Raw genomic sequence first — 23,482 nt, 5'->3', positions numbered from 1 at the left:
CTAGAGCGTTTTGTACAAGTCAGACGAGTGCCGTGGTGCCGACCGACTCTCGTTCGAGCAGGGACCGCTTGACGTCGAGCCCCCACGCGAAGCCCCCGAGCGTGCCGTCCGAGCGCAGCACGCGGTGGCACGGGACGAAGAGCGCCGGGGCGTTCCGGGCGCACACGCTCGCCGCCGCCCGCACGGCGTCGGGCCGGCCCATCGCCGCCGCGAACCCGGTGTAGGTCAGGGTGCCGCCGGCGGGGATCCGGCGGAGCTGGCGCCACCCCTCGGTGAAGAGCTCGGTGCCGAACTGCCGGACCGGTACCTGCATGGCGTGCTCGACCTCGCCCGAGTAGAAGGCGTCGACGGCCTCGGCCGAGGCGACCACGCCGTCGAGCACTCGGTCGGGGCGGTGGCGGTCGGCCAGGCGGGCGAGGATCCACTCGACGGAGTCGGTCCACCCGGAGGCGAGGACCCTGCCCTCGGCGTCCTCGAGCACGGTGAACGGCCCGTCGGGGGTGTCCAGGGTCTGGATGGTTGCGTCGGTCATCGGTCGTCCTTCCGGGGGTCCTCGGGGGCACGGGTTGCACGGGCGCCGGCGGTCGCGGTCATCGCGCGGTCGATGATCGGTCGCCAGCAGTGCATCGTGAGGTAGCTCCGCCAGGGGGCCACCTGCTCCGACCATAGGGAGAGCTCACGCGCCGTACCGGGCAGCCCGAGTTCCTGTGCACCGTTCCGCACCGCGAGATCGCTGTGGAGGAAGATGTCGGGGTGGTGCCGGACCCGGAGCGCGACGTAGTCGGCGGTCCACGGCCCGATGCCCTTCACGGCGAGGAGTCCGTCGCGCAGGTCACCGAGGGACTGCCCACCGTCCACCACCAGGGACCCGTCGGCGAGCGCAGCAGCCACCCGCAGGATCGTGTCGACGCGAGCGGCCGGCCCGCGCAGGACCTCGTGCCCGCGTTCGGCGATCACCACCGCCGACGGGAACAGCAGCCCGCCGGGCCGGATGGCGTCCGGCACCGTCGCTCCGAGTGCGGCCACGAGCCGGGTCTGCGCGGTGCGCGCCGCGGCCACCGAGACCTGCTGCCCGATCAGGGTACGGAAGACGATCTCGTGCGCGTCCACCGCGCCGGGGAGCCGGAGACCGGGCACCCGCGCGACGGGTCCGGCGAGCTCGGGCACGGCTCCGAGGACGGCGTCGACGGCGACCGGGTCGGCGTCGAGGTCGAACAGCGCCCGGACCCGCGCCACGAGGGACGGCAGGTCGGAGAGGTCGGAGACCCGCACGCGCAGGTCGATCCCGGTGCCCCGCCCGGCCACGTCGGGGACGGCGGCCGATGCGCTGAACCAGCCCGGGCCTCCTGGCAGGTCGACCAGCCGCCCGTACGACGTGACCCGGCCGGCGGGGTCGGCGTCCACCTGCTCCGTGCCCGGCAGGGCGTGCAGCGCGTGCCAGTCGAGCAGGCCCTGCGCGTCGAAGGGTGCCCGGGCCGGCAGGTGGACGTGCAGTGCGCCGTCACCGACGGAGCCGCCGGAGCCGCCGGTGGCGACGTCGCCTCGCCCGGACCGGCGTCCGCGGAGTTCGGTCGGGGTGACGGCGAAGACCTCGCGCACGGTGTCGTTGAACTGTCGGACGCTGGCGAACCCCGCGGCGAACGCGACATCGGCCACGGGCAGGTCGGACGAGGTGAGGAGGGTCCGCGCGGTCTGCGCCCGGTGCGCCCGGCTGAGCGCCTTCGGCCCGGCACCCAGCTCGGCCGTCATGATGCGGTTGAGCTGCCGCTCCGAGTAGCCCACGCGTGCGGCGAGCCCGGGGACACCGTCGCGCTCGACGACACCGTCGAGGACGAGTCGCATCGCCCGGCCGGCGACGTCCTCGCGCAGGTCCCACTCGGGGCTGCCGGGGGTCGCCTCGGGCAGGCAGCGCTTGCAGGCGCGGAAGCCGGCCAGGTGCGCTGCGGCGCTCGTGCGGTAGAAGGTGACGCCCGAGGCCTTCGGCGTGCGGGCCGGGCAGCTGGGCCGGCAGTAGATGCCGGTGGAGTGCACGGCGGTGACGAACTGGCCGTCGAAGCGCGCGTCGCGCGAGGCGACGGCGCGGTGCCGTTCGGCGTGCAGCGCGTCGGGCTGCGCGTCGGAGTCCGGGCTGGTCATGGGCTCAGCCTGACATGCGCCGCCGACGCCGACTGGCGGGAATCGGACGGAGCAGTGCACGGCCGGGCGGGCAACGACGCCGGCGTCTCGTCGAGACGCCGCCACGCGCGCGAGACGCCGCCCGATTCCGCGGCGTTCCGCCGGGAACACGGCGTCCCGGCAACACGACGGCGTGTCACCGCAGGTGGACGGAGCAGTACGGGGCCGGGAGGCCCGGCTAGCGTTGGCCGCGTGACTCCCGCAGACGACGTGGCCGGTCTCGGCGACCGGGCCGGTCTCGACGACCTGCCGTTCCGCACCGAGGTCGAGGTCGCGCTGCTGCTCGTCTCGCCGCGGCACCGGTACGAGGGGCGCCCGGCCGACGGTGCACGGCCGGTGGGCGCGGACGATCCGGACGAATCACGCGACCGGATCGAGCTGCGGGCCGGGCTGGGCATCGTCGGCGACCGGTACTTCGCGGCCCGCGCGCACGTGCACGCGTCCGTCACCCTGATCGGGCTGGAGGGGCTCGAAGCCGTCGGCCAGGCGATCGGTGCCACCGTCGACCCCGCTGCGACCCGGCGGAACGTGTTCCTGCGGGGTGCCGACGTCGAGGCCCTGCGGGGCGAGTCGTTCTCGTTGGAGAGCGTGACCCCGGACGCCGGTAGCGGGCCGGTCCGGTTCCGTGGCTACCGTGCGGCGAACCCCTGCGCCTGGATGGACCACGAGGTGGCCCCCGGGGCGTTCCGGGCGATGCGCGGCCGGGGCGGCGTGCGGTGCGACCCGGAGTCCGACGGTGTACTCACCCTCGGACCTGCGGTGCTCCGCACGGCCCGCCCCGTGGCGCTCGCCTGACGCGGTCGCGCCGCGACAGGACGAGCGTCCTGCGCCGGCCGAGACTCGGCTCGGCGGACACACCGTCGGCGTCCGGGGGCGCATCGTGTCCGGCAGGCCGAGACCCGGCTCGGCGTCGAGACGCTCGGCGGCGCGGTGCTCAGGCGGTGAGGGCGCTCTCGATCGCGTCGACGAACGCCGGCAGGTCGTCCGGGGTGCGGGAGGTGATGAAGCCGCCGTCGACCTGGACCTCCTGGTCGACCCACTCGGCTCCGGCGTTGCGCAGGTCGGTCTGCAGCGACGGGAACGACGTGACGGTCTTGCCGGACAGCACGCCCGCCTCGACGAGGGTCCACGGGCCGTGGCAGATCGCCGCGACCGGCTTGCTCGCCTCGGCGAAGGCCTGCACGAGCGTCGCTGCACGGGACTCCTGGCGCAGGGTGTCGGCGTTGATCGTGCCGCCGGGGATCACGAGGGCATCGAAGTCCTTCGCGTCGACACCGGCGATGGTGGTGTCCGGCTCGAGCGTCTGCCCCGGGTCCTTGTCGCCGACCAGCGTCTGGATCGTGCCGGTCTCCTTCGCCGCCACGGTCACCGAGGCACCGCGCTCACGCAGCTGTTCGGTGGGGACGACGATCTCATCCTGCTCCACGCCGTAGTTCGTCGTGATGACGAGGACCTTCTTGCCGTCGAGGGTTGCCATGATCGCTCCTTCCGCGGCCCGGTCGTTCCGGCCGCACACCCGAGGGTCGTCGGCGTCGGCTGGGTAGGCGCGCAGGGGCGGCTCGGGGTCCGGTCGGGTGGTCGCAACTCCCCGCTCACGTCCGCCGGGCGGTCGCAAACCGTCGGCTGGCGGCGGCGCAGCCGACGGTTCCCGACCACTCGGCGCAGGCCGGGCGGGGTGTCCGGACCGACGGGCGAGGCGTCGTGGACGCGCCCGCCGTCGGCCTGGAGGCACGGTGCGGGCCCGCCACGGGCCTCCAGGCCGCCATCCGGCCGGTCGCAACTCCCCGCTCACGTCCGCCGGGCGGTCGCAAAGCGTCGGCTGGCGGCGGCGCAGCCGACGGTTCCCGACCACTCGGCGCGGGCCGAGCGGGGTGTCCGGACCGGCCGGCCGGCGGACGCGGGCGGGCAGGACGGGCGCCGCGCTCAGCCGTGGATGCGGAAGGCGTCGCCGTCGCGCTCGACGGTCAGGCCGTCGTACCCGTGGACCCGGTGCAAGCCGGCCGTCACCGGGTGATCGAGGGGACCCACGACGACCGTGGTCGCGCCGGAGGCGATGGCGGACTCGAGTCCGGCGGGGGCGTCCTCGAACGCCACGCAGTCGGCCGGGTCGACGCCGAGCAGAGCGGCACCGCGCAGGTAGCCGTCGGGGTGGGGCTTGCCGTGCTCGACGTCCTCCGAGGGCACGAAGGCCGCGGGCACGGCGAACCCGGCGGCCGCCATCCGACCCGCGGCGAGGTCGCGCGGGGCGCTGGTGACCAGCGCCACCGGGACACCGAGCTCGACGAGTCGCTGGACGAAGGCGACGGCACCGGGGATCTCGAGGATGCCCTCGGTGCTCGCGGTCTCCTCGGCGACGAGCTCCGCCGCGATCCGCTGCTGCTCGGCGAGGGGCAGGTCGGGCAGGAAGCGCCGCAGCGTGTCGATCGCCTGCCGCCCGTGCGAGAACGCGAGGATCTCGTCGGGGTCGATGCCGTTCGCGTTCCCGAACCGGGTCCAGGTCGCCTCGACCACCGCGGTCGAGTCGACGAGGGTCCCGTCCATGTCGAAGAGGACCCCGGACGCCACGATGTCGATCACGCGCCCGACCCTAGCCCACGGGCCCGACCGTCCCGCGGTCCGCGCGCGAGCGGGGTCAGCGCGCCCGCGGCGCCAGCGCAGGCGGTGTCAGCGCGAGCGGGGTCAGCGCGCCCGGACGTACCGGGTGAGCAGCACGCCGCCGGCGCCGAGCAGCACGTGGGCCGGTCGCATCCGCCGGAGTTCCGGCGACGACCCCCGGGCGATGCGCGGCCCCTCCCCGCCCTCGAGCGACGGGTCGATCGTTAGGGTCAGCTCGTCGACGGCGCCCGCGGCGATGAGTGCCCCGAGGAACGACGGCCCGCCCTCGCAGTGGATCGTCCCGAGGCCACGGCCCGCCAACAGCCCACGGATCCGTCCGGCGTCCACCGAGTCCGGGTCGTCGTCCGCGCTGCACGCCACGACGTCCGCGACCTCGGCGAGCGCCCGGGCCTTCGACGACGCAGCCGCCGTCGCCGACGTCAGGACGATCGGGCGCACCGGCGCCTCGGTGAACACCCGCGACGTCGGGTCGAGCGACAGCGACCCGGTGACGATCGCGAACACGGGGTGGTCCGGCTTGCCGTGGGCCCGCCGCCAGGCGACGTCGGCGTCGTGCAGGACCATCGGCCCGTAGCCCTCGTCGCGGACCGTGCCGGCGGCGACGAGCACGACGTCGGCCACCCGCCGGAGCAGGTCGAAGACCCGCAGGTCGTCGTCGCCGCCGAGCGACCCGGACACCCCGGCGGCCGAGGCCGAACCGTCCAGCGTGGCGACGAAGTTCACGCGGAGCCAGGGGGCCCCGGCGTCGGCGGTGTAGCGCTCGAGCAGGTCGTCGTCGGACAGGTCCGCGATCGACGGGGGCAGGACGTTCACGTGTTGTGCCTCGATTCCACCGGGGTGCGCCACCCGAGGGTGGCCTCGACCATGCGAATCGCGTCGACGCTCTCGGCGACGTCGTGCATGCGGACGATCCGGGCGCCGAGCATCGCGCTCACGGTCGCCACGGCGAGCGATCCGGAGAGCCGTTCACCGCGGGGGCGGCCGAGCGACTCCCCCACGAAGTCCTTGTTGGACACCGCGGCGAGGACCGGGTAGCCGAGCGCGACGACCTCGGGCAGCCGACGGGTGAGCTCGAGGGTGTGCACGGTGTTCTTGTGCAGGTCGTGGCCGGGGTCGACGATGATCCGCGACTCGGGGATGCCCGCGGCGAGCGCCCGGTCGACCCGTTCGCGCAGGAACGCGACGACCTCGCCCGCGATGTCGCCGTACTGCGGTGGTGCTGGCAGGGGCCGTCGGGGTTCGGCGAGCGAGTGCGTGATGACGACGGTGGCGTCGGAGTCGGCGACCACGGCGGCCATCCGCGGGTCGGACAGACCGGTGGTGTCGTTGACGACCCTCGCCCCGGCTGCGATCGCCGCCGCGGCGACCTCGGGACGGAAGGTGTCGACGCTGATGACGACGTCGGACTGCTGGGCGAGCTGCTCGACGACGGGCACGACGCGGTCGATCTCGTCGGACGCGGGCAGTTCCGGACCGGGGGCGAACTTCACGCCGCCGATGTCGACCCAGTCGGCACCCTGCTCGGCGGCGCGCACCGAGGCGGCGACGGCCCGGTCGAGCTCGAAGGTGGCGCCGCGGTCGTGGAACGAGTCGGGCGTGCGGTTCACGATCGCCATGACGGCGATGCGGTGGTCGAAGTCGATGGTGCGGCGGCCGAACGTCCGGACCGGGTGGCGCAGGTCCGGCACGACCCAGCCGGGTCCGGCCGCCTGGAGGCCCGTCATGCGTCCGCCCCGGCACTCGCATCCTGCCCGGCGTCGGTCGCACGCCCCGCGCCGATGAGCGCGATCGCCTCGGCCCGTCCCGCGGCGTCGGCCAGCGAACCGGTCGCCGCCACCGTCACGGTCGTCGAACCGGTCTGGCGCTCCCCACGTGTCGTGACGCACTGGTGCTGCGCGTCGAGGACCACCAGGACGCCCTCGGCGCCGAGCCCCTCGGCGATGGTCGCGGCGACCTGTTCGCCGAGCCGCTCCTGCAGCTGCGGGCGGGAGGCCACCGCGTCGAGCACCCGTGCCAGCGTGCCGAGCCCGATGAGCCGGTCGCCCGGCGCGTACGCCAGGTGCGCGACCCCGAGGAACGGCAGCAGGTGGTGCTCGCAGACGGAGCGGAACTTCACGTCCCGGACGATGACGAGCCGACCGCGCTCACCGTCCTCGGCGTGCACCGTGCCGTCCCGGGCGATGGCGACCGCGTCGGTGCCGATCCCGGAGAAGAACTCGGCGTACGAGTCGGCGACACGGGCGGGGGTGCGGGTGAGTTCCGGGCGGTCGGGATCCTCGCCGATGGCGAGCAGCAGCTCGCGGACGGCGGCCTCCACACGGGCGCGGTCCATGGGTGACGTCACCCGCTCATCCAACACCAGCCATGGCCGGAGAACGCGGGCAGACGCCCAGCGCGAGGTGCGCGATCCGCGTGGAACGGGCCTCCCGGCGGTCACAACCTGTGAGACCGGTGTGACACGCCCGAAACCCAGCGTCCTTTAAACTCTCGTGGTGAGCGCCCCGCAGACCGACACCACGCCCCGGAACCGCTTCGCGACCGGCCTCGATCGATTCTTCTCCATCACGCAACGCGGATCGTCGATCCCCCGCGAGGTCCGCGGTGGCCTCGTCTCGTTCGTGACGATGGCGTACATCGTGATCCTGAACCCCCTCATCCTCGGTGGGTTCAGCGCCGACCAGGCCGCCAAGGACGTCTCGGGCGGATGGCTCGAGAACGCTCAGGTGGCCGCGGCGACCGGCCTCGTCGCCGGCGTCATGACCATCGCGATGGGCATCATCGCGAACCTGCCGTTCGGCATCGCCGCAGGGCTCGGGATCAACTCGTTCCTCGCCGTCAGTGTCGTGCAGCAGGTCACCTGGGCCGAGGCGATGGGCCTGGTCGTCATCAACGGTCTGATCATCGTGATCCTCGCGTTGACCGGCATCCGGACGATGATCTTCACCGCCGTCCCGGCCCAGCTCAAGGCGGCCATCACCGTCGGCATCGGCCTGTTCATCGCGTTCATCGGGCTCGTCGACTCCGGCTTCGTGCGGTCCTCCGGGCTCGCGTCGCCGCCGCTGCAGCTCGGCGAGGACGGCTCCGTCGGCGCCCTGCCGACCATCGTCTTCCTGATCGGCCTGATCATCATCGGCACGCTCATGGCCCGCCGGGTCAAGGGTGCGCTGCTCATCGGCATCGTCGCGACCACGATCATCGCGATCATCCTGCAGGCGATCTTCCAGGTGCCGACCTCGGTCGACTCGAAGACCGGCTGGAACCTCAACGCCCCCGGCCTGCCGAGCGCACTGTTCGCCGTGCCGGACCTGTCGCTCGTCGGTCACGCCGACGTCTTCGGCGCCTTCACCCGCATCGGCCCGCTCGCCGCGTCGATGCTCGTTTTCACCCTCGTCTTCACGAACTTCTTCGACGCCATGGGCACCATGACCGGTCTGGCCAAGGCCGCCGGTGTCGCGAAGCCGGACGGCACGTTCCCCCGCCTGAAGTCGGCGCTCGTCGTCGAGGGCGTCGGCGCGATCGCCGGTGGTGGCGCGTCGGTGTCGTCGAACACCGTCTTCATCGACTCGGCCTCCGGCATCGGCGAGGGCGCCCGCACGGGCATGGCCTCGGTCGTCACCGGCCTGCTGTTCCTGGCGTCGATGTTCCTCACGCCGCTCACCCAGGTCGTCCCGCTCGAGGTCGCCGCCGCCGGGCTCGTCGTCGTCGGGGCGCTCATGGTCGCGCAGGTCGCGGACATCTCGTGGTCGGACTTCGGCTCGGCCCTGCCGGCCTTCCTGACGATCGTCGTCATGCCGCTGACCTACTCGATCGCGAACGGCATCGGCGCCGGCTTCATCAGCTGGGTGCTCATCAAGCTGCTGTCCGGCCGTGGCCGCGAGGTCTCGTGGCTGCTCTACGTCGTCGCCGCGGGCTTCCTGCTGTACTTCGCGCGGGGGCCGCTGGAGGCGCTGCTCGGCGTCGGCTGAGCCATTCGTTCGGGCCTTGCTGGGCCGGTTCGCTCGGGCCTGGCGCAAGACGCCGTCGTGTCATCGAGACGCCGCCGAATCCGGCGGCGTCTCGACGTTTCCGGGGCGTCTTCCGCAGGACGCCGGCGTCTTCGCCGGCTGGCGTCAGCCGCGTCGGCCGCGTCGGCCGCGTCGGCCGCGTCGGCCGCGTCGGCCGCGTCGGCCGCGTCGGCCGCGTCGGCCGCGTCGGCCGCGTCGGCCGCGTCGGCCGCGTCGGCCGCGTCGGCCTGGAGGCCCGTGGTCAGTCCGGCAGGTCGCTCGGCGTGGCCTCGTGGTGGCGCTGGTCCTGGGTGCGACGGTCTTCCTTCATGCCCGCCTCGAACAGGTGGCGGCGGCCCTGCACGAGCTCGTCGCGCGCGGTGCGCTCGAGCTCCTTGGCGAGGGCGTAGTAGCCGTCGTCGTAGTCCTCGACGATCTGGAACGTCCAGCGGCCCGCGATGACGTTGCGGCCCACGAGCTCGGTGTCGATGCGCTCGGCGAGTTCGGTGTGCCCGGCCTTCCGCAGCTGCTCGACCGCCTCACCGAGGTTCAGATCAGCGGTGCCGGTCAGGCGGTGGAACCCGTAGAGCAGGCCGCGCGCGTGCTCGATGACCTCGACCGCGGCGGACAGGCTGCCGAGCGCCTCGACCGTGGCCTCGGACACCCCCTCGGGAACCTGGTGCTGCGCGTCGGGGCCCTGTGCGTCGTTCGTCATGGGTCCCGTCTACACGACGGCTGCTGCGTCGTTCGAGGGTTCGTCCGCGACCCGCCGTGGTCGACAACCGTCGGTTGCGACGTCGGAGGTCGACACCTACCATTCGAACACACGTTCGAACGAGGAGACCCGATGATGATCACCGACACGGCTGCCACGGTGTGGTGGTCCGGAGGCACACCGACCCGCCTGGTGTGGGCAGGGCAGCGGTGGCGGGTGAGCGACACCCCGACCCGACTGACCGTCACACGGGCCGAACTGCCCACCGCCATCACCCACGCGCCGGAACGGACCGTGGGATGGCGATTCCAGGCGACCAGCGACCTCGACGGCGAGTCGCTGGTGGTCGACATCGTGCCGCAGGGCTCCGGCTGGGGCGTGGCCCGGACGTGGACGTGATCGCCGCGGACCGCTACCGTCCGGACATGGACAGGTGGGTCGCGCTGCTGCGCGGGGTCAACGTGAACGGCATCACGATCAGGAGCGCGGACCTGGCGGAGCTCTTCCGGGAGCTCGGGTTCGACGATGTCCGGACCGTGCTCGCCTCGGGCAACGTCGTGTTCAGCGCCGACGCGCCCGCCGAGCCGCTGAAGACGTCGATCGAGCAGGGGCTGCGCGACCGGTTCGGGTACGACGCCTGGATCGTGCTCGTCCGGCACGACGCCCTCGCGGCCGTGGTCGACGACTTTCCCTTCGAGCATGCCGACGAACGGCACGACTACGTCGTGTTCGGGTCCGACGACGGTGCGCTCGACGCCTTGATCGAGGATCTCGAACTCGATGACTCGGTCGAACGGATCGCACGCGGAGCCGGCGTCGTCTACTGGTCCTGCCCGAAGGGCTCGAGCACCGACACCGTGTTCGCGAAGCGGGCCGGCGCCGCACGCTTCAAGCGCACGACGACGACCCGCAACACGAACACCCTGCGGAAGCTCCTGTGACGCTCGTGCACTCGAAGCGAGCCGAGACTCACGCCCACGGACGATCCGGACGTCCCTGACCGCCCGAAGTGTCCGCTGGGCCGAGTCTCCGCCGACGCCGGGGTGGCTCAGGCCTGCGGCGGCTGCCCGTTGCTCGCCATGGTGCCGCCGTCCACGGGCAGGACCGCACCCGTGATGAACGAGGCCGCGTCGCTTGCCAGGAACAGGATCGCCTCGGCGACCTCGGCAGAGCGACCCCCGCGGCCGAGGGCGATGCGCTCGGTGAACTTCGACTGCAGGGCCTCGTCCTCCGCCTGCTCCTGGGTCAGGTCGGTCCAGATGAGTCCCGGAGCGACGGCGTTCACGCGCACGCCGAACTGCCCGTTGTCGAGTGCAGCGGCCTTGGTGAAGTTCGTCACGCCACCCTTCGCCGCGTTGTACGGGCTCATCCGCCAGTCGGCATCCTCGCCGGAGACCGACGACGTGTTGACGATCGAGCCCTTCGTCTCACGGAGGAACGGCAGCGCCGCGCGGGTGCCGTAGAACACACCGGACAGGTCGGTCTCGATGACCCGGCGCCACTCGTCCGTGCTGATGTCGGTGATGTCGCCCGAGCTGAAGGTCCCGGCGTTGTTCACCAGGACGTCGACCCGGTCGAACCGGTCGATCGCCGCGTCGACGACGGTCTGCCAGTCGTCGGGGCTCGCTACATCGGCGTGCAGCGCCACCACCCGGTGGGTGGGCAGCGAGTCCCCGACCGCGCGCACCTTCTCGTCGACGCTGTCGGTCAGCACGACCGACGCGCCCTCGTCGATGAACGCCCGCGCGGTCGCCTCACCGATGCCGGACCCCGCGCCCGTGACGATCGCGACCTTGCCCTCGAACCGGTTGCCCATGATGTCTCCTCTCGTTGCACGAAGCGTGCCCGGGGAGACGCCATCGACCCGAGGGGCACGGCAGACCACGGTGCCCGGGGCCGACTGGACGCGTTCGGAGGCGCCGGGAACGCGCGTGAGCGCACTCCGCCCCGGTACCGCGAGGCGGATCCGGGGCGGAGTGCGATCGCAGCGAAGCGCGCGGCTCGTCAGGCCGTCGTGTCGTCGAGGTCGAAGTCGCGCTCCAGGGAGATCGTCGGGATCGAGGCGGTGATGACCGAGCCGTCGGCCCGCAGCGTGCCCTGGATGTCGCTCGTGGTCGGGGCGTGCCCGGACATCCGCGGCCCGTGGTGCGGCAGCGGCACCACGGTGGGCTCCCCCGCCTCGATGTCCCACTGCTGGTTGTGCACCCACACCGTGAAGCCCGAACCGGTCTCGACCGTGAGCGTCATGGCTTCCTGCTCCAGGTCCACCCGGACCCGCGATCCGCGCACCGTCAGCCGGTAGGACAGACGGTCCCAGTGCTTCGGCAGCCGCGGGTTGAAGGTCATCCGACCTCCGTGGTCGCGCATGCCACCGAAGCCGTTGACGAGCGCACCCCAGATGCCACCGGTCGACGCGATGTGCACGCCGTCCGAGGTGTTGCCGTGCAGGTCCGCCAGGTCGACGTAGAGCGCGGTCTGGAAGTACTGGTCGGCGAGGTCGTGGTACCCGACCTCGGCCGCCATGATGGACTGCACGACCGCGGACAGCGTGGAGTCACCGGTGGTGAGCGCGTCGTAGTAGTCGAAGTCGCGACGTTTCTCGGCCGCCGTGAACTCGTGCCCCTGCAGGAACAGCGCGAGCACGACGTCGGCCTGCTTGAGCACCTGGAACCGGTAGATCACCAGCGGGTGGTAGTGGAGCAGCAGCGGGCGCTTGGACTCCGGGGTGTTCTCGAGGTCCCAGAGTTCCTTGTCGAGGAACTGGGCGTCCTGCGGGTGGATGCCGCGGTGCGGGTCGAAGGGGATCTCCATCGACTCGGCGGCGTGCTCCCACTCGACGAGCTCGTCGGGCTGCAGACCGGTCCGGCGCACCATGCGGTCGTACTCTTCGGCGTCGTCGGCAGCGAGCTCGCGACAGGCGTTGACGGCGAACCACAGGTTCGCCCGCGCCATCACGTTCGTGTAGAGGTTGTCGTCGACGACGGTCGTGTACTCGTCCGGCCCGGTGACGCCGTCGATGTGGAACTTCTTGTCGCCGTTCGAGCGCCAGAAGCCGAGGTCGGCCCAGAGCCGGGCGGTCTCGACGAGCACGTCGATGGCTCCGCGCTTCAGGAACTCGCGGTCGCCCGAGGCCCGCACGTACTGCATGAGCGCATGCGAGATGTCGGCGTCGATGTGGTACTGCGCGGTGCCGGCGGCGTAGTAGGCGCTGGACTCTTCGCCGTTGATCGTCCGCCACGGGAACAGGGCGCCGCGCTGGTTCAGCTCGCGGGCCCGAGCCCGCGCCGCGTCGAGCATGTTGTAGCGGAAGCGCAGGGCGTTCCGGGCGACGATCGGCGCCGTGTACGACAGGAACGGCAGGACGTAGATCTCCATGTCCCAGAAGTAGTGGCCGCCGTAGCCGGACCCGGTGACGCCCTTCGCGGCGATGCCGTGGCCGTCGGTGCGGGCGGTGGCCTGCGCGAGCTGGAACAGGTTCCAGCGGACGGCCTGCTGGATCGCGGGCTGGCCGGCGATCTCGACGTCGCTGCGGGCCCAGTAGTCGTCGAGCCACTCGCGCTGCTTCGCGAAGGTCTCGTCGACGTTCTCGGCGTGCGCGCGGTCGAGCGTGCGGTCGCAGCGGTCGGCGAGCTCGCGCACGGGCACCCCGCGAGAGGTGTGGTAGACCACGTGCTTCACGAGCCGGATGGGCTGCCCCGCGCGGGCCTGCACCCGGTAGACGTGCTTCGCCAGGTCGTCCTCGATCGACGACGACTCGTCCCAGCTGTTCTCGGTCTCGATGTGGTGCTCGACGCCGACGCAGATCGTCATGCCGGAGCTGGACGCCTGGTACCCGAGGACCGAACGGCCGCCGGTGCTGCGCTTGAGCTTCGGCACGAGCACCCGCTCGGTGAACGCCTCGGCCTTGCGGGGGTCGAAGGCGTTCGCCGCGGCCCGCATGCCGGCGTGGTACTCGTCCTGCACGTCCTGGCGGTTGAGGATCTGACTGGACAGCAGGATCGAGGCGTCCGCGTCGAGCACGGTGACCTCGTAGTCGATGACGGCGAGGTGCCGGTCGGTGAACGACACGAGCCGACGCGCCCGGATGAGCACCCGCTTGCCGGACGGCGTCGACCACTCGGTCTCACGGAAGAGGTAGCCGCCGCGGAACTCCAGCCTGCGCGTGTGCCGGAGGATGTCGGCCTCGGCCAGCACGAGCGGCTCGTCGTCGACGTAGAGGCGGATGACCTTGGCGTCGGGCGCGTTGATGATCGTCTGCCCGGTCTTCGCGAAGCCGAAGGCGTCTTCCGCGTGCCGGATCGGCCAGGTCTCGTGGAACCCGTTGATGTACGTGCCGTACTGCACGCCGCCACGGCCTTCGTCCAGGTTGCCGCGCAGGCCGAGGTACCCGTTGCCGACGGCGAAGTTCGTCTCGGCGACGCCCTGCTCGTCGGGGGTGTACTCGGTCTCGACGAGTGCCCACTCGTCGATCGGGTAGCGGACGCGGTCGAGGGGGTCCGAGGTGATGGGGTTCATGCTGCTCCGTGGGAAGGGAGGGAGGTGGGTGCGTCGGTGCGACCGGCAGGCGCTGAACGGCTCCGGCCGGTGCGTGTCTAGTCGGTGCTGGCGGCCGGTGCGGGCAGGTCGTCGATGAGTTCGGCGAGGTCGGACACGACGACGTCGGCACCGTGCTCGCGCAGGGCATCCGCCCCGGCACCACGGTCGACCCCGACGACGAGACCGAACGAACCGTTGCGGCCGGCTTCGACCCCGCTCGTGGCGTCCTCGACCACGACGCACTCGGCGGCGGTGAGTCCGAACCGGGTGGCGGCGTCGAGGTAGGTGTCGGGCGCGGGCTTGCCGGTCAGGCCGTCCTGGCGCGCGACGAGCCCGTCGACGACGACCGGGAACCGGTCGAGGATGCCCGCGGTCCGGAGCACCGAGGTGGCGTTCGCCGAGCTCGAGACGACGGCGACGGACATGCCGGCGGCGATCGCGGCGGTCAGGAACCGCAGCGAACCCGGGTAGGGCTCAACGCCGTGCTCGTCGAGCTCGGCGGTGAACTCGGCGTTCTTCCGGTTGCCGAGCCCGCACACCGTGTCGGTGTCGGGCGCGTCGTCGGGGGTGCCCTGCGGCAGGTCGATGCCGCGCGACTCGAGCAGCGAACGCACGCCGTCGTACCGGGGTTTGCCGTCGATGTAGGTGAAGTAGTCCTGCTCGGTGTACGGCGCGACTCCGTGCGCTTCGAGGTACGGCGTGAACAGCCGGCTCCAGGCCCGCATGTGGACGTCGGCGGTCGGGGTGAGCACGCCGTCGAGGTCGAACAGGAGTGCGCGCTGGTCACTGAGTCGCGCGGGCGTGCGCTGGTCCTGCGTCGTCATCTGCGGTCCTCCGGGGACTGGTGGTGGACGTGTGGCTCCCGACGAGTCTAGGACCGCTCCAGTCGGCACGTCCGGAGGCGCTGCGCCCTGTGGAGGGTGTTCACCCGCACCTCGGTGTGGAGGAGCACGGTGACCACGATCCACCTGTGAGTGCTCGGAGACACGCACCGGCACGCTGACCCGGACGAAAGGCACCACCATGACCAGCGACACCACGGCCGCACCCCACGACGGTACGCAGTCGAAGCTCCGCCAGGCGATCACCGGCCCGCTGCTGTACCTCTTCATCCTCGGCGACGTGCTCGGCGCCGGCATCTACGCCCTGATGGGGACCCTGTCGAAGGACGTCGGCGGCGCGCTCTGGGCACCGCTCGTCCTCGCGCTGCTGCTGGCCCTGCTCACCGCGGGTTCCTACGCAGAGCTCGTCACGAAGTACCCGAAGGCCGGTGGCGCCGCGGTCTTCGCCGAGCGCGCGTACAAGTCGCCGATCGTCTCGTTCCTGGTCGGCTTCAGCATGCTCGCGGCCGGTGTCACGAGCGCCGCCGGACTGTCGCTCGCCTTCGCCGGCGACTACCTCGGCACCTTCGTCGACTTGCCGCCGGTCCCCACCGCCATCGTCTTCCTCGCCCTGATCGCGTGTCTGAACGCCCGGGGCATCTCCGACTCGCTCAAGAGCAACGTCGTGATGACGATCATCGAGGTGTCCGGCCTCGTCATCGTGATCGTCGTCGTCGCGGTGATGCTCGGCGGTGGCGGCGGTGAGGTCTCGCGCATCGGGGAGTTCCCTGCCGATGCGAACCCGGCGCTCGCGACCCTGAGCGCAGCGATCGTCGCCTACTACTCGTTCGTCGGCTTCGAGACCTCTGCGAACATCGCGGAAGAGGTCCGCGAACCCCGCCGCGTGTACCCGAAGGCCCTGTTCGGCGCCCTCGCCACGGCCGGCGTCGTCTACGTCCTCGTCGCACTCGCGAGTTCCATCGCCCTCCCCGCCTCGGAGTTGTCCGAGTCCAGCGGCCCCCTGCTCGCGGTCGTCTCCGCCACCGGGGTCCCGATCCCCGACTGGGTCTTCAGCCTCATCGCCCTGGTCGCCGTCGCGAACGGCGCGCTGCTCACGATGATCATGTCGAGCCGCGTGACCTACGGCATGGCCGAACAGCGGCTCCTGCCCGCCGTGCTCGCGAAGGTCCTGCCGAACCGGAAGACCCCGTGGACCGCGATCGTCGCCACCACGATCGTCGCGATGCTCCTGACCCTGGTGGGCGACGTGGGCGTGCTGGCCGAGACCGTCGTGCTCCTGCTGCTCTTCGTGTTCATCAGCACGAACGTCGCCGTCCTGGTGCTCCGCCGCGACCACGTCGAGCACGACCACTTCCGGGTCTGGACGTTCGTCCCGGTGCTCGGGGTGCTGTCGTGCATCCTGCTGCTCACGCAGCAGAGCGGACAGGTCTGGCTCTACGCCGCGATCCTGCTCGCCGTCGGCGTGGTCCTGTACTTCGTCGCCCGGTTCACCGGGCGCCGTTCCGGACGCGACCACGAGGCGGGCGTGATCCACTGACGTCACGTCCCACGGGCCTCCAGGCAGACCGTCTGGAGGCCCGTGGTGCGTCCGCCGGTCCGCCCGCGTGATCAGCGCAGGTCGCGCACCCAGGCCTCGATCGCGTCCGAGATCTGCTGGCGGGCATCAGCACGGCTGATGGTCGCCGTGCGGTCGCCCGGCTGGTCGCCGTAGGCGCCGAAGTCGGCGTGGTTCGAGCCCTGGATCTCGGTCATGGTGGCGGTCGACGGCAGCTTGTCCCGCGCGGCGTCGACCTTGGCCGGGGTCGACAGACCGTCACGCGAACCGGAGACGCTCAGCACGTCGATGTAGGAGCGGCTGATGTCGTTCGCGCAGTAGCTGCCGAGCAGCAGCAGGCCGTCGGCGTCCTGGGCGAGCTGGCACGCGCGGACCCCGCCGAGGGAGTGCCCGCCGACCGCCCAGCGGGTGACGGAGGGTGCGTGGGCCTCGAACGTCGCGAGGGGCCGCGTGTCGAAGAACGCGAGGTTCAGCGTCGGCTTCGTGATGACCACCGTCGTGCCGTTGGCGACCATCTGCCGGAACGTGGCCATGTAGGCGTACGGATCCACCTTCGCGCCGGGGATGAAGACGATCCCGACCCCGTCGGCCTGGCCGGTCGGGGCCATCACCACCGAGTCACCGGCGTCACGGACCGCGATCCGGTCGTCGCGCCAGACCTGCAGGGCGGCGCTGCGGGTGCCCTGCATGACGATGTGCGCCCAGACGAGGAACACCACCGCGATCAGCACGACGACGGCGACGATCCAGGTGGTCCAGCGCAGCGCTCGGTTCATGGGGCCACCGTACGGCGCATCCGGGCCGGCGTCGTTCGCTTCGTGAGCAGGAATGGTCGGGTGCGACGTGCACACCCGACCGTTCCTGCTCACGATGTCGCCCGGGAAGGGCGACCGTGACCCGCTACTTGATGGCGGCGCGGATCTCGGCGGCTGCTGCGCCGACGTCCGACGCACTGTAGATCGCGCTGCCGGCAACGGCGATGCGGGCGCCGGCCTCCTGCACCGAGGCGACCGAGGACGCGTTCACGCCGCCCGCGATCGAGAACGGGACGCCCGACTCCTTGCCGGCGTCGAGCAGGGCCCCGAACGTGAAGCCCTCTTCCGCCTGCTCGTCGAGCCCGGCGTGGACCTCGACGAACTCGGCGCCGAGTGCGACGACCTCGCGGGCACGGGCGGCCTTGTCGGAGACGCCGATCAGGTCGACGACGATGCCCTTGCCGTGCTTCTTCGCGGCCTTGACGGCACCGACGATCGTCGAGTCGCCGGCGACACCGAGGACGGTGACCAGGTCGGCACCGGCCGAGAAGGCGATGTCGGCTTCGAGCTCACCGGCGTCCATGGTCTTGAGGTCGGCGAACACGATCTTGTCGGGGTGTGCTTCCTTGATCGCGGTGACGGCGGACAGGCCGGCGCTCTTGATCAGGGGCGTGCCGAGCTCGAGGACGTCGACGTGCGGCGCGGCCGCGGCGGCGAGCTCGAGGGCGGCTTCGGTGGTCAGGGTGTCCATGGCGAACTGGAGCTGCATGGGTGTGCCTTTCATTCGAGGTTGGCGTGACGGGGCCAGAGGTCGTCGGCGGACTGCCCGCCTCGGGTCCACAGGGCGTGGAACACGGCGTCGCCCACCAGGGCGACCGCCTGTTCGAAGAGGCCACCGGCGTACTGGGCCGAGGCGGTGCCGGAGCGGTCGGTCTTCGTCGCGGCGGGCAGCACGATCGTGACGTCCGCCAGCTCGGAGAGCGGGGAGTCGTCGGTGGTCGAGAGCGCCACGACGGATGCGCCGACCTCGTGCGCGGTGCGCGCGGCCTGCACGATGCCGGTGGTCGTACCGGAGCCGCTCGCGACGAGGAGCAGGTCACCCGGACGGATGGCCGGGGTGGTGACCTCGCCGACGACGTGCGCGTCGAGGCCGAGGTGCATGAGGCGCATCGCGGTCATGCGGAGGGCGAGTCCGGAGCGACCGGCGCCGTGGACGAACACCCGGTCGGCGCCCTCGATCAGGTCGAGTGCGCGCTGGGCCGGGGCATCGTCGAGGCGGGCCGCCAGGTTGCCGACCTCGCGGACGACCAGGTCGAGCGCTGCGGAGACGGTGGTTGCTGCCATGCCCTCGATCCTTCCGTCGCGCGCCTCGGCACGCCGCTACCCGCCCCGGCAGGGACCCCATCCCATCGGGTGGGCCCGTCCGCTCGGGTGGGACGGGTACGGTCACGTCCATGGACGCATCGGTGGACACCCTGGAGGCCCGGGGCGGCTCCGCCATCCGGCTCGCGGCCGCCGAGCACGCCCGCACGGTCGCCGAACAGGCGGACCGGCACGCCCTCACCCTGGAGTCCGTCCTCGCGGTGCTCCGGTCGTCGCGGGTCACCGACGCGGCCGCCAGGGCCGAGGCCGTCGAGATCGCCTCGGCCGCCCTCGTCGACCTGCGCACCGTGACCGATCAGCAGCGGAGCACCCTGCTCGAACCCGTCACCGGCGCGTTCTCGCGGTTGCGCGCCGACCTGCGGCCGCTCGTGCGCTTCGGGGACCTCGACGTGCAGTTCGTCGAGCCGCCGGCCACCGGCCGTGCGCTCCCGGGCGACGTCGCCCACGCGGCCCGGGCGATCGTCCGGACTGCGGTGCTCGCCCTGGTCGACGACGGTGCGGCGAAGCGGGTGCGCATCCAGTGGGACTGCGACGGCCGGAACCTGCTCATGCAGCTCCGCGACGACGGCTCCGGCACCCTCGACGTGCACGACGACGCCATGCGGCCGATCGCGGAGCGGGTCGTCACGCTCGACGGGCGGGTGCAGGTCGCGAGCACGCCCGGCTGGGGGTCCGTGCTCGACATCTCGCTGCCGCTCGACCCGCGGCCGACCGAGGTGGACGCGGTCGACGACGGTGACCTGACCCCGCGTGAGCGCGACGTGCTGCGGCTCGTGGCGACGGGAGTGGGCAACCGGGAGATCGCGGAGGGGCTCGGCATCAGCGTCAACACCGTGAAGTACCACGTGGCGAACCTGCTCCGGAAGCACGGCGCCCGGACCCGGGCCGAGCTCGCGGCGTTCAGCTCCCGGGCGTGAACCGACGGGACCACGACGAGGCGTCCCGACGAGACCGCGACGACGGGTACCGACGACGTCATCGGAGTTCACCGATCCGCATCTCGTCCACGCCCCGACAGCGGCGGTCCCCTACGCTCCGGGGGCGAAGCGGTACCCCATGCCGGACTCCGTCACCAGGTAGCGCGGGTGCGCGGGATCGGGCTCGAGCTTCCGCCGCAGCTGCGCCATGTACAGCCGCAGGTACCCGGAGTCGTTGCCATGCGTCGGCCCCCAGACCTCGGTCAACAGCATCTCGCGGGTCATCAGGCGGTCGGGGTTCGTGACCAGGACCTCGAGCAGGCGCCACTCGGTGGGGGTCAGGCGGATCGCGGGACCCTCGGCCGGGGTGACCTGCTTCGCGACGAGGTCCACGAGCAGCGGTCCGATCGCGATCGTCGGGGTCTCCTCCGACGCCACCACCCGTCGCCGTCCGAGTGCCCGCAGCCGGGCGAGGAGCTCGTCCATCTGGAACGGCTTCGTCACGTAGTCGTCGGCACCGGCGTCGAGCGCGTCGACCTTGTCGGACGAGTCGGTGCGCCCGGAGAGCACGAGGACCGGCACCTGCGACCAGGCCCGGACGCCCTCGAGCACACCGATGCCGTCGAGCCGGGGCATGCCGAGGTCGAGCAGCACCAGGTCGGGCCGCTCGGTGATGACGGCGTCGATCGCCTCGCGCCCGTCCCGAGCCGTGACGACGTCGTACCCGCGCGCCGAGAGCGTCACCGAGAGCGCGCGGACGAGCTGCGCATCGTCGTCAGCGATCAGGACCTTCATCGGATCTCCACTCCCACGTGTCCGGCGATCGGCAGCCGCACCACCACGGTGAGCCCGCCGCCAGGGGTGTCGTCGACCTCGATCGTGCCGCCCATGCCCTCGGTGAACCCGCGCGCCAGGGCCAGGCCGAGCCCGAGGCCGGTCTCGTTGTCGGTGTCGCCGAGTCGCTGGAACGGCTGGAACACCTCGTCGCGGCGATCCTCGGGGATGCCGGGGCCGTGGTCGGCGACGCGGAGTTCCACCCCGCCGGCGAACGCGCTCGCAGCGATCCGCACGTGGGTGCCGTCCGGGGCGTACCGCGCCGCGTTGGCGAGCAGGTTCACGACGACGCGCTGCAGCAGGACCGGGTCGGCGAGCACCGGTGGCAGGTCCGCGGGCAGGTCGAGGTCGACGTCGTCGGGGCCGAGCTCCAGCTCGTCGAGTGCGGGGGCGACCACCGTCTCGAGCGCCATCGCCGCCGGGGTGACCGCGAGGACACCGGCCTGCACGCGGCTGACGTCCAACAGGTCTGCCAACAGCACCGCCAGCTGACCGAGGCTCTCGTCGGCGGTCGCGAGCAGCGCCTCCCGGTCGGCCCCGGACAGGTCGATGTCGGGCGCACGCAGCGTCTGCACGGCGGCGGAGGCCGCTGCGATGGGGCGGCGCACGTCGTGGCCGACCGCCGCGAGCAGCGCGCTCCGGACCCGGTCGGCGGCGGCGATGCGCTCGGCGCCCACGGCGGTGCGCGTCAGCTCGCGGTGCTCGACGGCGGCGTCGAGCTGCTGCTCGACGACCCGCAGCAGCCGGCGCTGGGTCGGGTCGTCGGGCGCACCGGCGAACTCGAGCACGGCCCCGGACGCCAGCGTCGTCGACGCGTCCGGCGTCGCACCGAACTCGCCCGAGGTCGCCGGCACCTCGTCGCCCTGGCGGATCCGGACCCCGGCGAAGCCGAAGGCCTCTCGTGTGCGGTCGAGCAGGGCCTGCAGGGCGTCGTCGCCGCGGAGCACGCTGCCGGCGATGCCCATCAGGAGCCCGGACTCGGCCGAGGCCCGACGGGCAGCGCGTGACCGCCGAGCGGACCGGTCGACCACGAAGCTGACCAGCACCGCACTGATCACGTACATGACCAGGGCGAACAGGTGCCACGGCTGCTGGACGGTGACCATGTAGAGGGGTTGCACGAAGAAGTAGTCGAGGCTCAGCCCGGACAGCACGGCCGTGAACACCGCCGGCCACATCCCGCCCACGAGCGCCACGACCAGGACGAGTAGTTGGTACGCCAGCACGTCCACCGTGATGGCGTCCGGGTCGCTGCCGATCGACAGCACCCAGGTGAGCAGCGGCCCGACCAGGACCGACAGCACGAACGCGGCGACCACCCGGCCGCGGGACAGGCTGCCGCCGAGCTTGGGCAGGGTGATCCCGCCGCCGGCGCGCTCGTGCGTGACGACGTGCACGTCGATGTCGCCGGACTCGCGGATCACGGTGTTGCCGATCCCCGGACCGGTCATGGCGGCCGCGAGCCGACTGCGGCGACTGACCCCGATCACGATCTGGGTGGCGTCGATCGACCGCGCGAACCGCACCAGCGTGCTCGGCACGTCGTCGCCGACGACCTGGTGGTACGTCCCACCGAGTTGCTCGAGCAGGGTCCGCTGCTTGCCGAGCGCGCCGGGGTGCCGGACGCGCAGGCCGTCGTTCGTCGTCACGTGCACGGCGGCGAGTTCACCACCGGCGCTGCGGGCGGCGATGCGGGCGCCGCGGCGCAGCAGGGTCTCGCCCTCGGGGCCACCGGTCAGGGCGACGAGCACGCGCTCCCGGGTCTCCCACCGGTGCTCGATACCGTGCTCGGCGCGGTAGGCCTTGAGCGCGTCGTCGACCTCGTCGGCGAGCCAGAGCAGGGCGATCTCGCGCAGTGCGGTGAGGTTGCCGAGGCGGAAGTAGTTCGACAGCGCGGCGTCGATCCGGGCCGCCGGGTAGACGAGCCCGTCGGAGAGCCGTTCGCGCAGCGCTGCCGGGGCCAGGTCGACGACCTCGATCTGGTCGGCCGCACGCACCACGGCGTCGGGGACGGTCTCGCGCTGCACGGTGCCGGTGATCTCGCGGACCACGTCGCCGAGGGACTGCATGTGCTGCACGTTGACGGTCGAGATGACGTCGATGCCGGCGTCCCGCAGCGCTTCGACGTCCTGCCAGCGCTTCTCGTTCGGGCTCCCCGGGGCGTTCGTGTGCGCGAGTTCGTCGACCAGCGCGACCTCGGGTGCCCGGGCGATGACGGCGTCGAGGTCGAGGTCGTCGAGGTCGACACCCCGGTGCGAGACGGTGCGGCGGGGCACGACCTCGAGCCCGTTCACCAGTGCTGCGGTGGCGGCGCGCTCGTGCGTCTCGACGACGGCGACGACCACGTCGCGACCCTCGTCGAGCAACCGACGCCCCTCTTCGAGCATCGTGTAGGTCTTGCCGACACCGGGCGCCGCACCGAGCAGGACCCGCAGCTTCCCGCGCTTCACGTGCTCATCCTCTCGCGTGCGGGGGTCGGTCTCCGCAAGACACCGGTGTTCACCTGTCGCACCGCGGTCTGCGGGTGTTCGACGCGCGAGCACCGGTGTTCTGCGGAGGGGTCACCCACGCTCAGGACGCCTTCGCCAGCGCCAGGTTCAGCGCGAGCACGTTCACCACGGGCTCACCGAGGAACCCGAGCTGCCGGGACTCGGTGTGCGACGCCACCAGCTGCCGCACGGTGTCCGCTGACAGGCCGCGCGCCGAGGCCACACGGGCCACCTGCTGGGACGCGTAGGCCGGACTGATGTCCGGGTCGAGCCCCGAACCGGAAGCGGTCACGGCGTCGGCGGGCACCTGCGCGGCGGAGACCCCGTCGGCCTTCGCCAGCGCCGCACGACGCTCCTCGACGGCCTTGAGCAGGTCGGCGTTGTTCGGCCCGAGGTTCGAGCCGGAGGACGCTCCCGCGTCGTAGCCGTCCCCGGCGGCGGACGGCCGCGACTGGAACCAGCGATCGGCCTGCTTGCCCGTGAACGACTGCCCGATCAACGAGGAACCGACGACGGCGCCGGACGAGTCCGTGACCATCGAGCCGTTGGCCTGGTCGTGGAACGCCGCCTGGCCGACGCCCCAGACGGCGAGCGGGTAGCCGACGCCGAGGACGACGGTGGCGACGAGGGTGAGGCGGATGGCCACACCGGCGGAACGGAAGGTGGAACGTGCAGATGCCAT

Annotated in this window: 23 protein-coding genes; 6 read left to right on the top strand and 17 right to left on the bottom strand. The window is 72.2% G+C overall.

The window, feature by feature from the left end; all coding sequences use genetic code 11:
- Positions 1-19: 19 nt before the first annotated feature.
- Together DEJ30_RS05745 and DEJ30_RS05740 are read right to left on the bottom strand one after the other, a co-directional pair.
- Positions 20-532, bottom strand: a complete 513-nt coding sequence (locus DEJ30_RS05745) for a methylated-DNA--[protein]-cysteine S-methyltransferase (protein WP_110859453.1) — start codon at positions 530-532, stop codon at positions 20-22.
- Positions 529-2,136, bottom strand: coding sequence for an AlkA N-terminal domain-containing protein (locus DEJ30_RS05740; RefSeq protein ID WP_110859452.1), 1,608 nt, complete (start codon positions 2,134-2,136; stop codon positions 529-531). The genes DEJ30_RS05745 and DEJ30_RS05740 overlap by 4 nt, the downstream gene beginning before the upstream one ends.
- A 231-nt stretch (positions 2,137-2,367) precedes the next feature.
- Here DEJ30_RS05740 and DEJ30_RS05735 point away from each other — a divergent pair, with 231 nt between their 5' ends.
- Positions 2,368-2,970 carry a molybdenum cofactor biosysynthesis protein gene (locus DEJ30_RS05735; protein ID WP_258369840.1) on the top strand — a complete coding sequence of 201 codons (603 nt, stop codon included), beginning with the start codon at positions 2,368-2,370 and terminating at the stop codon, positions 2,968-2,970.
- 139 nt (positions 2,971-3,109) lie between these two features.
- Here the strand turns inward: DEJ30_RS05735 and DEJ30_RS05730 are convergent, their stop codons facing one another.
- The 5 genes from DEJ30_RS05730 to folE all read right to left on the bottom strand — a co-directional run bounded on the left by DEJ30_RS05730 (position 3,110) and on the right by folE (position 7,123).
- Positions 3,110-3,652 (bottom strand): type 1 glutamine amidotransferase domain-containing protein, encoded by a 543-nt coding sequence (locus tag DEJ30_RS05730; protein WP_027466778.1) that lies wholly within the window; start codon positions 3,650-3,652, stop codon positions 3,110-3,112.
- A gap of 446 nt (positions 3,653-4,098) precedes the next feature.
- Positions 4,099-4,752, bottom strand: coding sequence for an HAD-IA family hydrolase (locus DEJ30_RS05725; RefSeq protein WP_110859451.1), 654 nt, complete (start codon positions 4,750-4,752; stop codon positions 4,099-4,101).
- Positions 4,753-4,854: 102 nt separating this feature from the next.
- Positions 4,855-5,604, bottom strand: coding sequence for a pyrimidine reductase family protein (locus tag DEJ30_RS05720; protein WP_258369839.1), 750 nt, complete (start codon positions 5,602-5,604; stop codon positions 4,855-4,857).
- Positions 5,601-6,515 (bottom strand): dihydropteroate synthase, encoded by a 915-nt coding sequence (gene folP / locus DEJ30_RS05715; RefSeq protein WP_110859450.1) that lies wholly within the window; start codon positions 6,513-6,515, stop codon positions 5,601-5,603. Before folP ends, DEJ30_RS05720 begins: the two co-directional genes overlap by 4 nt.
- On the bottom strand, positions 6,512-7,123 hold the full coding sequence (gene folE / locus DEJ30_RS05710; RefSeq protein ID WP_110859449.1) for a GTP cyclohydrolase I: 612 nt from the start codon (positions 7,121-7,123) through the stop codon (positions 6,512-6,514). The genes folP and folE overlap by 4 nt, the downstream gene beginning before the upstream one ends.
- Positions 7,124-7,280: 157 nt before the next feature.
- On the opposite strand from folE, the gene DEJ30_RS05705 reads away from it, so the two are divergent.
- Positions 7,281-8,756: an NCS2 family permease gene (locus DEJ30_RS05705; RefSeq protein ID WP_110859448.1), complete on the top strand. Its 1,476-nt coding sequence runs from the start codon at positions 7,281-7,283 to the stop codon at positions 8,754-8,756.
- 280 nt (positions 8,757-9,036) lie between these two features.
- Here the strand turns inward: DEJ30_RS05705 and DEJ30_RS05695 are convergent, their stop codons facing one another.
- Positions 9,037-9,489, bottom strand: coding sequence for a hypothetical protein (locus DEJ30_RS05695; RefSeq protein ID WP_017887957.1), 453 nt, complete (start codon positions 9,487-9,489; stop codon positions 9,037-9,039).
- Positions 9,490-9,621: 132 nt separating this feature from the next.
- Here DEJ30_RS05695 and DEJ30_RS05690 point away from each other — a divergent pair, with 132 nt between their 5' ends.
- Together DEJ30_RS05690 and DEJ30_RS05685 are read left to right on the top strand one after the other, a co-directional pair.
- The gene (locus DEJ30_RS05690; protein ID WP_110859447.1) at positions 9,622-9,888 is read left to right on the top strand and encodes a hypothetical protein; all 267 of its coding nucleotides are present in this window, start codon (positions 9,622-9,624) and stop codon (positions 9,886-9,888) included.
- A gap of 26 nt (positions 9,889-9,914) precedes the next feature.
- Positions 9,915-10,430, top strand: a complete 516-nt coding sequence (locus DEJ30_RS05685; RefSeq protein WP_110859560.1) for a DUF1697 domain-containing protein — start codon at positions 9,915-9,917, stop codon at positions 10,428-10,430.
- A 107-nt stretch (positions 10,431-10,537) separates the two neighbouring features.
- Here the strand turns inward: DEJ30_RS05685 and DEJ30_RS05680 are convergent, their stop codons facing one another.
- From DEJ30_RS05680 to DEJ30_RS05670, 3 genes are all read right to left on the bottom strand, one after another.
- On the bottom strand, positions 10,538-11,305 hold the full coding sequence (locus DEJ30_RS05680; RefSeq protein WP_110859446.1) for an SDR family NAD(P)-dependent oxidoreductase: 768 nt from the start codon (positions 11,303-11,305) through the stop codon (positions 10,538-10,540).
- Between the two features lie 188 nt (positions 11,306-11,493).
- On the bottom strand, positions 11,494-14,004 hold the full coding sequence (locus DEJ30_RS05675; RefSeq protein WP_110859445.1) for a glycoside hydrolase family 65 protein: 2,511 nt from the start codon (positions 14,002-14,004) through the stop codon (positions 11,494-11,496).
- Between the two features lie 77 nt (positions 14,005-14,081).
- Positions 14,082-14,849: an HAD family phosphatase gene (locus DEJ30_RS05670; RefSeq protein ID WP_110859444.1), complete on the bottom strand. Its 768-nt coding sequence runs from the start codon at positions 14,847-14,849 to the stop codon at positions 14,082-14,084.
- Positions 14,850-15,048: 199 nt separating this feature from the next.
- Between DEJ30_RS05670 and DEJ30_RS05665 the strand changes: the two genes are divergently transcribed.
- Positions 15,049-16,404, top strand: coding sequence for an APC family permease (locus tag DEJ30_RS05665; RefSeq protein ID WP_110859443.1), 1,356 nt, complete (start codon positions 15,049-15,051; stop codon positions 16,402-16,404).
- 71 nt (positions 16,405-16,475) lie between these two features.
- Here the strand turns inward: DEJ30_RS05665 and DEJ30_RS05660 are convergent, their stop codons facing one another.
- The 3 genes from DEJ30_RS05660 to hxlB all read right to left on the bottom strand — a co-directional run bounded on the left by DEJ30_RS05660 (position 16,476) and on the right by hxlB (position 18,521).
- Positions 16,476-17,198, bottom strand: coding sequence for an alpha/beta hydrolase (locus DEJ30_RS05660; RefSeq protein WP_110859442.1), 723 nt, complete (start codon positions 17,196-17,198; stop codon positions 16,476-16,478).
- Between the two features lie 124 nt (positions 17,199-17,322).
- Positions 17,323-17,946: a 3-hexulose-6-phosphate synthase gene (hxlA, locus tag DEJ30_RS05655; RefSeq protein ID WP_110859441.1), complete on the bottom strand. Its 624-nt coding sequence runs from the start codon at positions 17,944-17,946 to the stop codon at positions 17,323-17,325.
- 11 nt (positions 17,947-17,957) lie between these two features.
- Positions 17,958-18,521 carry a 6-phospho-3-hexuloisomerase gene (hxlB, locus tag DEJ30_RS05650; RefSeq protein WP_110859440.1) on the bottom strand — a complete coding sequence of 188 codons (564 nt, stop codon included), beginning with the start codon at positions 18,519-18,521 and terminating at the stop codon, positions 17,958-17,960.
- A gap of 110 nt (positions 18,522-18,631) precedes the next feature.
- Here hxlB and DEJ30_RS05645 point away from each other — a divergent pair, with 110 nt between their 5' ends.
- Positions 18,632-19,477 (top strand): LuxR C-terminal-related transcriptional regulator, encoded by an 846-nt coding sequence (locus DEJ30_RS05645; protein WP_071406217.1) that lies wholly within the window; start codon positions 18,632-18,634, stop codon positions 19,475-19,477.
- Positions 19,478-19,588: 111 nt separating this feature from the next.
- Here DEJ30_RS05645 and DEJ30_RS05640 read toward each other — a convergent pair whose 3' ends face one another.
- The 3 genes from DEJ30_RS05640 to kdpC form a co-directional block, all read right to left on the bottom strand.
- Complete coding sequence (locus DEJ30_RS05640) at positions 19,589-20,272, bottom strand: response regulator (RefSeq protein ID WP_027466795.1); 684 nt, start codon at positions 20,270-20,272, stop codon at positions 19,589-19,591.
- Positions 20,269-22,761, bottom strand: a complete 2,493-nt coding sequence (locus DEJ30_RS05635) for an ATP-binding protein (protein ID WP_110859439.1) — start codon at positions 22,759-22,761, stop codon at positions 20,269-20,271. Before DEJ30_RS05635 ends, DEJ30_RS05640 begins: the two co-directional genes overlap by 4 nt.
- A gap of 121 nt (positions 22,762-22,882) precedes the next feature.
- A complete protein-coding gene (gene kdpC / locus DEJ30_RS05630) occupies positions 22,883-23,482 on the bottom strand; it encodes a K(+)-transporting ATPase subunit C (RefSeq protein ID WP_110859438.1) in 600 nt (199 codons plus the stop codon).

Origin of the sequence: Curtobacterium sp. MCPF17_003, assembly GCF_003224385.1 — a bacterium.
Taxonomy (GTDB): Bacteria; Actinomycetota; Actinomycetes; order Actinomycetales; family Microbacteriaceae; genus Curtobacterium; species Curtobacterium flaccumfaciens.
The sequence above is the reverse complement of the archived record's forward strand: the minus strand, read 5'-3'. Positions and strand labels throughout refer to the sequence as shown.

What these genes read in the sequence shown, in the direction of transcription:
- folE (WP_110859449.1), bottom strand. Translation starts at nt 7,123, where the DNA reads ATGGACCGCGCCCGTGTGGAGGCCGCCGTCCGCGAGCTGCTGCTCGCC.
- DEJ30_RS05695 (WP_017887957.1), bottom strand. Translation starts at nt 9,489, where the DNA reads ATGACGAACGACGCACAGGGCCCCGACGCGCAGCACCAGGTTCCCGAG.
- DEJ30_RS05675 (WP_110859445.1), bottom strand. Translation starts at nt 14,004, where the DNA reads ATGAACCCCATCACCTCGGACCCCCTCGACCGCGTCCGCTACCCGATC.
- hxlA (WP_110859441.1), bottom strand. Translation starts at nt 17,946, where the DNA reads ATGCAGCTCCAGTTCGCCATGGACACCCTGACCACCGAAGCCGCCCTC.
- DEJ30_RS05740 (WP_110859452.1), bottom strand. Translation starts at nt 2,136, where the DNA reads ATGACCAGCCCGGACTCCGACGCGCAGCCCGACGCGCTGCACGCCGAA.
- DEJ30_RS05745 (WP_110859453.1), bottom strand. Translation starts at nt 532, where the DNA reads ATGACCGACGCAACCATCCAGACCCTGGACACCCCCGACGGGCCGTTC.
- DEJ30_RS05645 (WP_071406217.1), top strand. Translation starts at nt 18,632, where the DNA reads ATGGACGCATCGGTGGACACCCTGGAGGCCCGGGGCGGCTCCGCCATC.
- DEJ30_RS05685 (WP_110859560.1), top strand. Translation starts at nt 9,915, where the DNA reads ATGGACAGGTGGGTCGCGCTGCTGCGCGGGGTCAACGTGAACGGCATC.
- DEJ30_RS05660 (WP_110859442.1), bottom strand. Translation starts at nt 17,198, where the DNA reads ATGAACCGAGCGCTGCGCTGGACCACCTGGATCGTCGCCGTCGTCGTG.
- DEJ30_RS05680 (WP_110859446.1), bottom strand. Translation starts at nt 11,305, where the DNA reads ATGGGCAACCGGTTCGAGGGCAAGGTCGCGATCGTCACGGGCGCGGGG.
- DEJ30_RS05730 (WP_027466778.1), bottom strand. Translation starts at nt 3,652, where the DNA reads ATGGCAACCCTCGACGGCAAGAAGGTCCTCGTCATCACGACGAACTAC.
- DEJ30_RS05665 (WP_110859443.1), top strand. Translation starts at nt 15,049, where the DNA reads ATGACCAGCGACACCACGGCCGCACCCCACGACGGTACGCAGTCGAAG.
- DEJ30_RS05670 (WP_110859444.1), bottom strand. Translation starts at nt 14,849, where the DNA reads ATGACGACGCAGGACCAGCGCACGCCCGCGCGACTCAGTGACCAGCGC.
- DEJ30_RS05690 (WP_110859447.1), top strand. Translation starts at nt 9,622, where the DNA reads ATGATGATCACCGACACGGCTGCCACGGTGTGGTGGTCCGGAGGCACA.
- hxlB (WP_110859440.1), bottom strand. Translation starts at nt 18,521, where the DNA reads ATGGCAGCAACCACCGTCTCCGCAGCGCTCGACCTGGTCGTCCGCGAG.
- kdpC (WP_110859438.1), bottom strand. Translation starts at nt 23,482, where the DNA reads ATGGCATCTGCACGTTCCACCTTCCGTTCCGCCGGTGTGGCCATCCGC.
- folP (WP_110859450.1), bottom strand. Translation starts at nt 6,515, where the DNA reads ATGACGGGCCTCCAGGCGGCCGGACCCGGCTGGGTCGTGCCGGACCTG.
- DEJ30_RS05640 (WP_027466795.1), bottom strand. Translation starts at nt 20,272, where the DNA reads ATGAAGGTCCTGATCGCTGACGACGATGCGCAGCTCGTCCGCGCGCTC.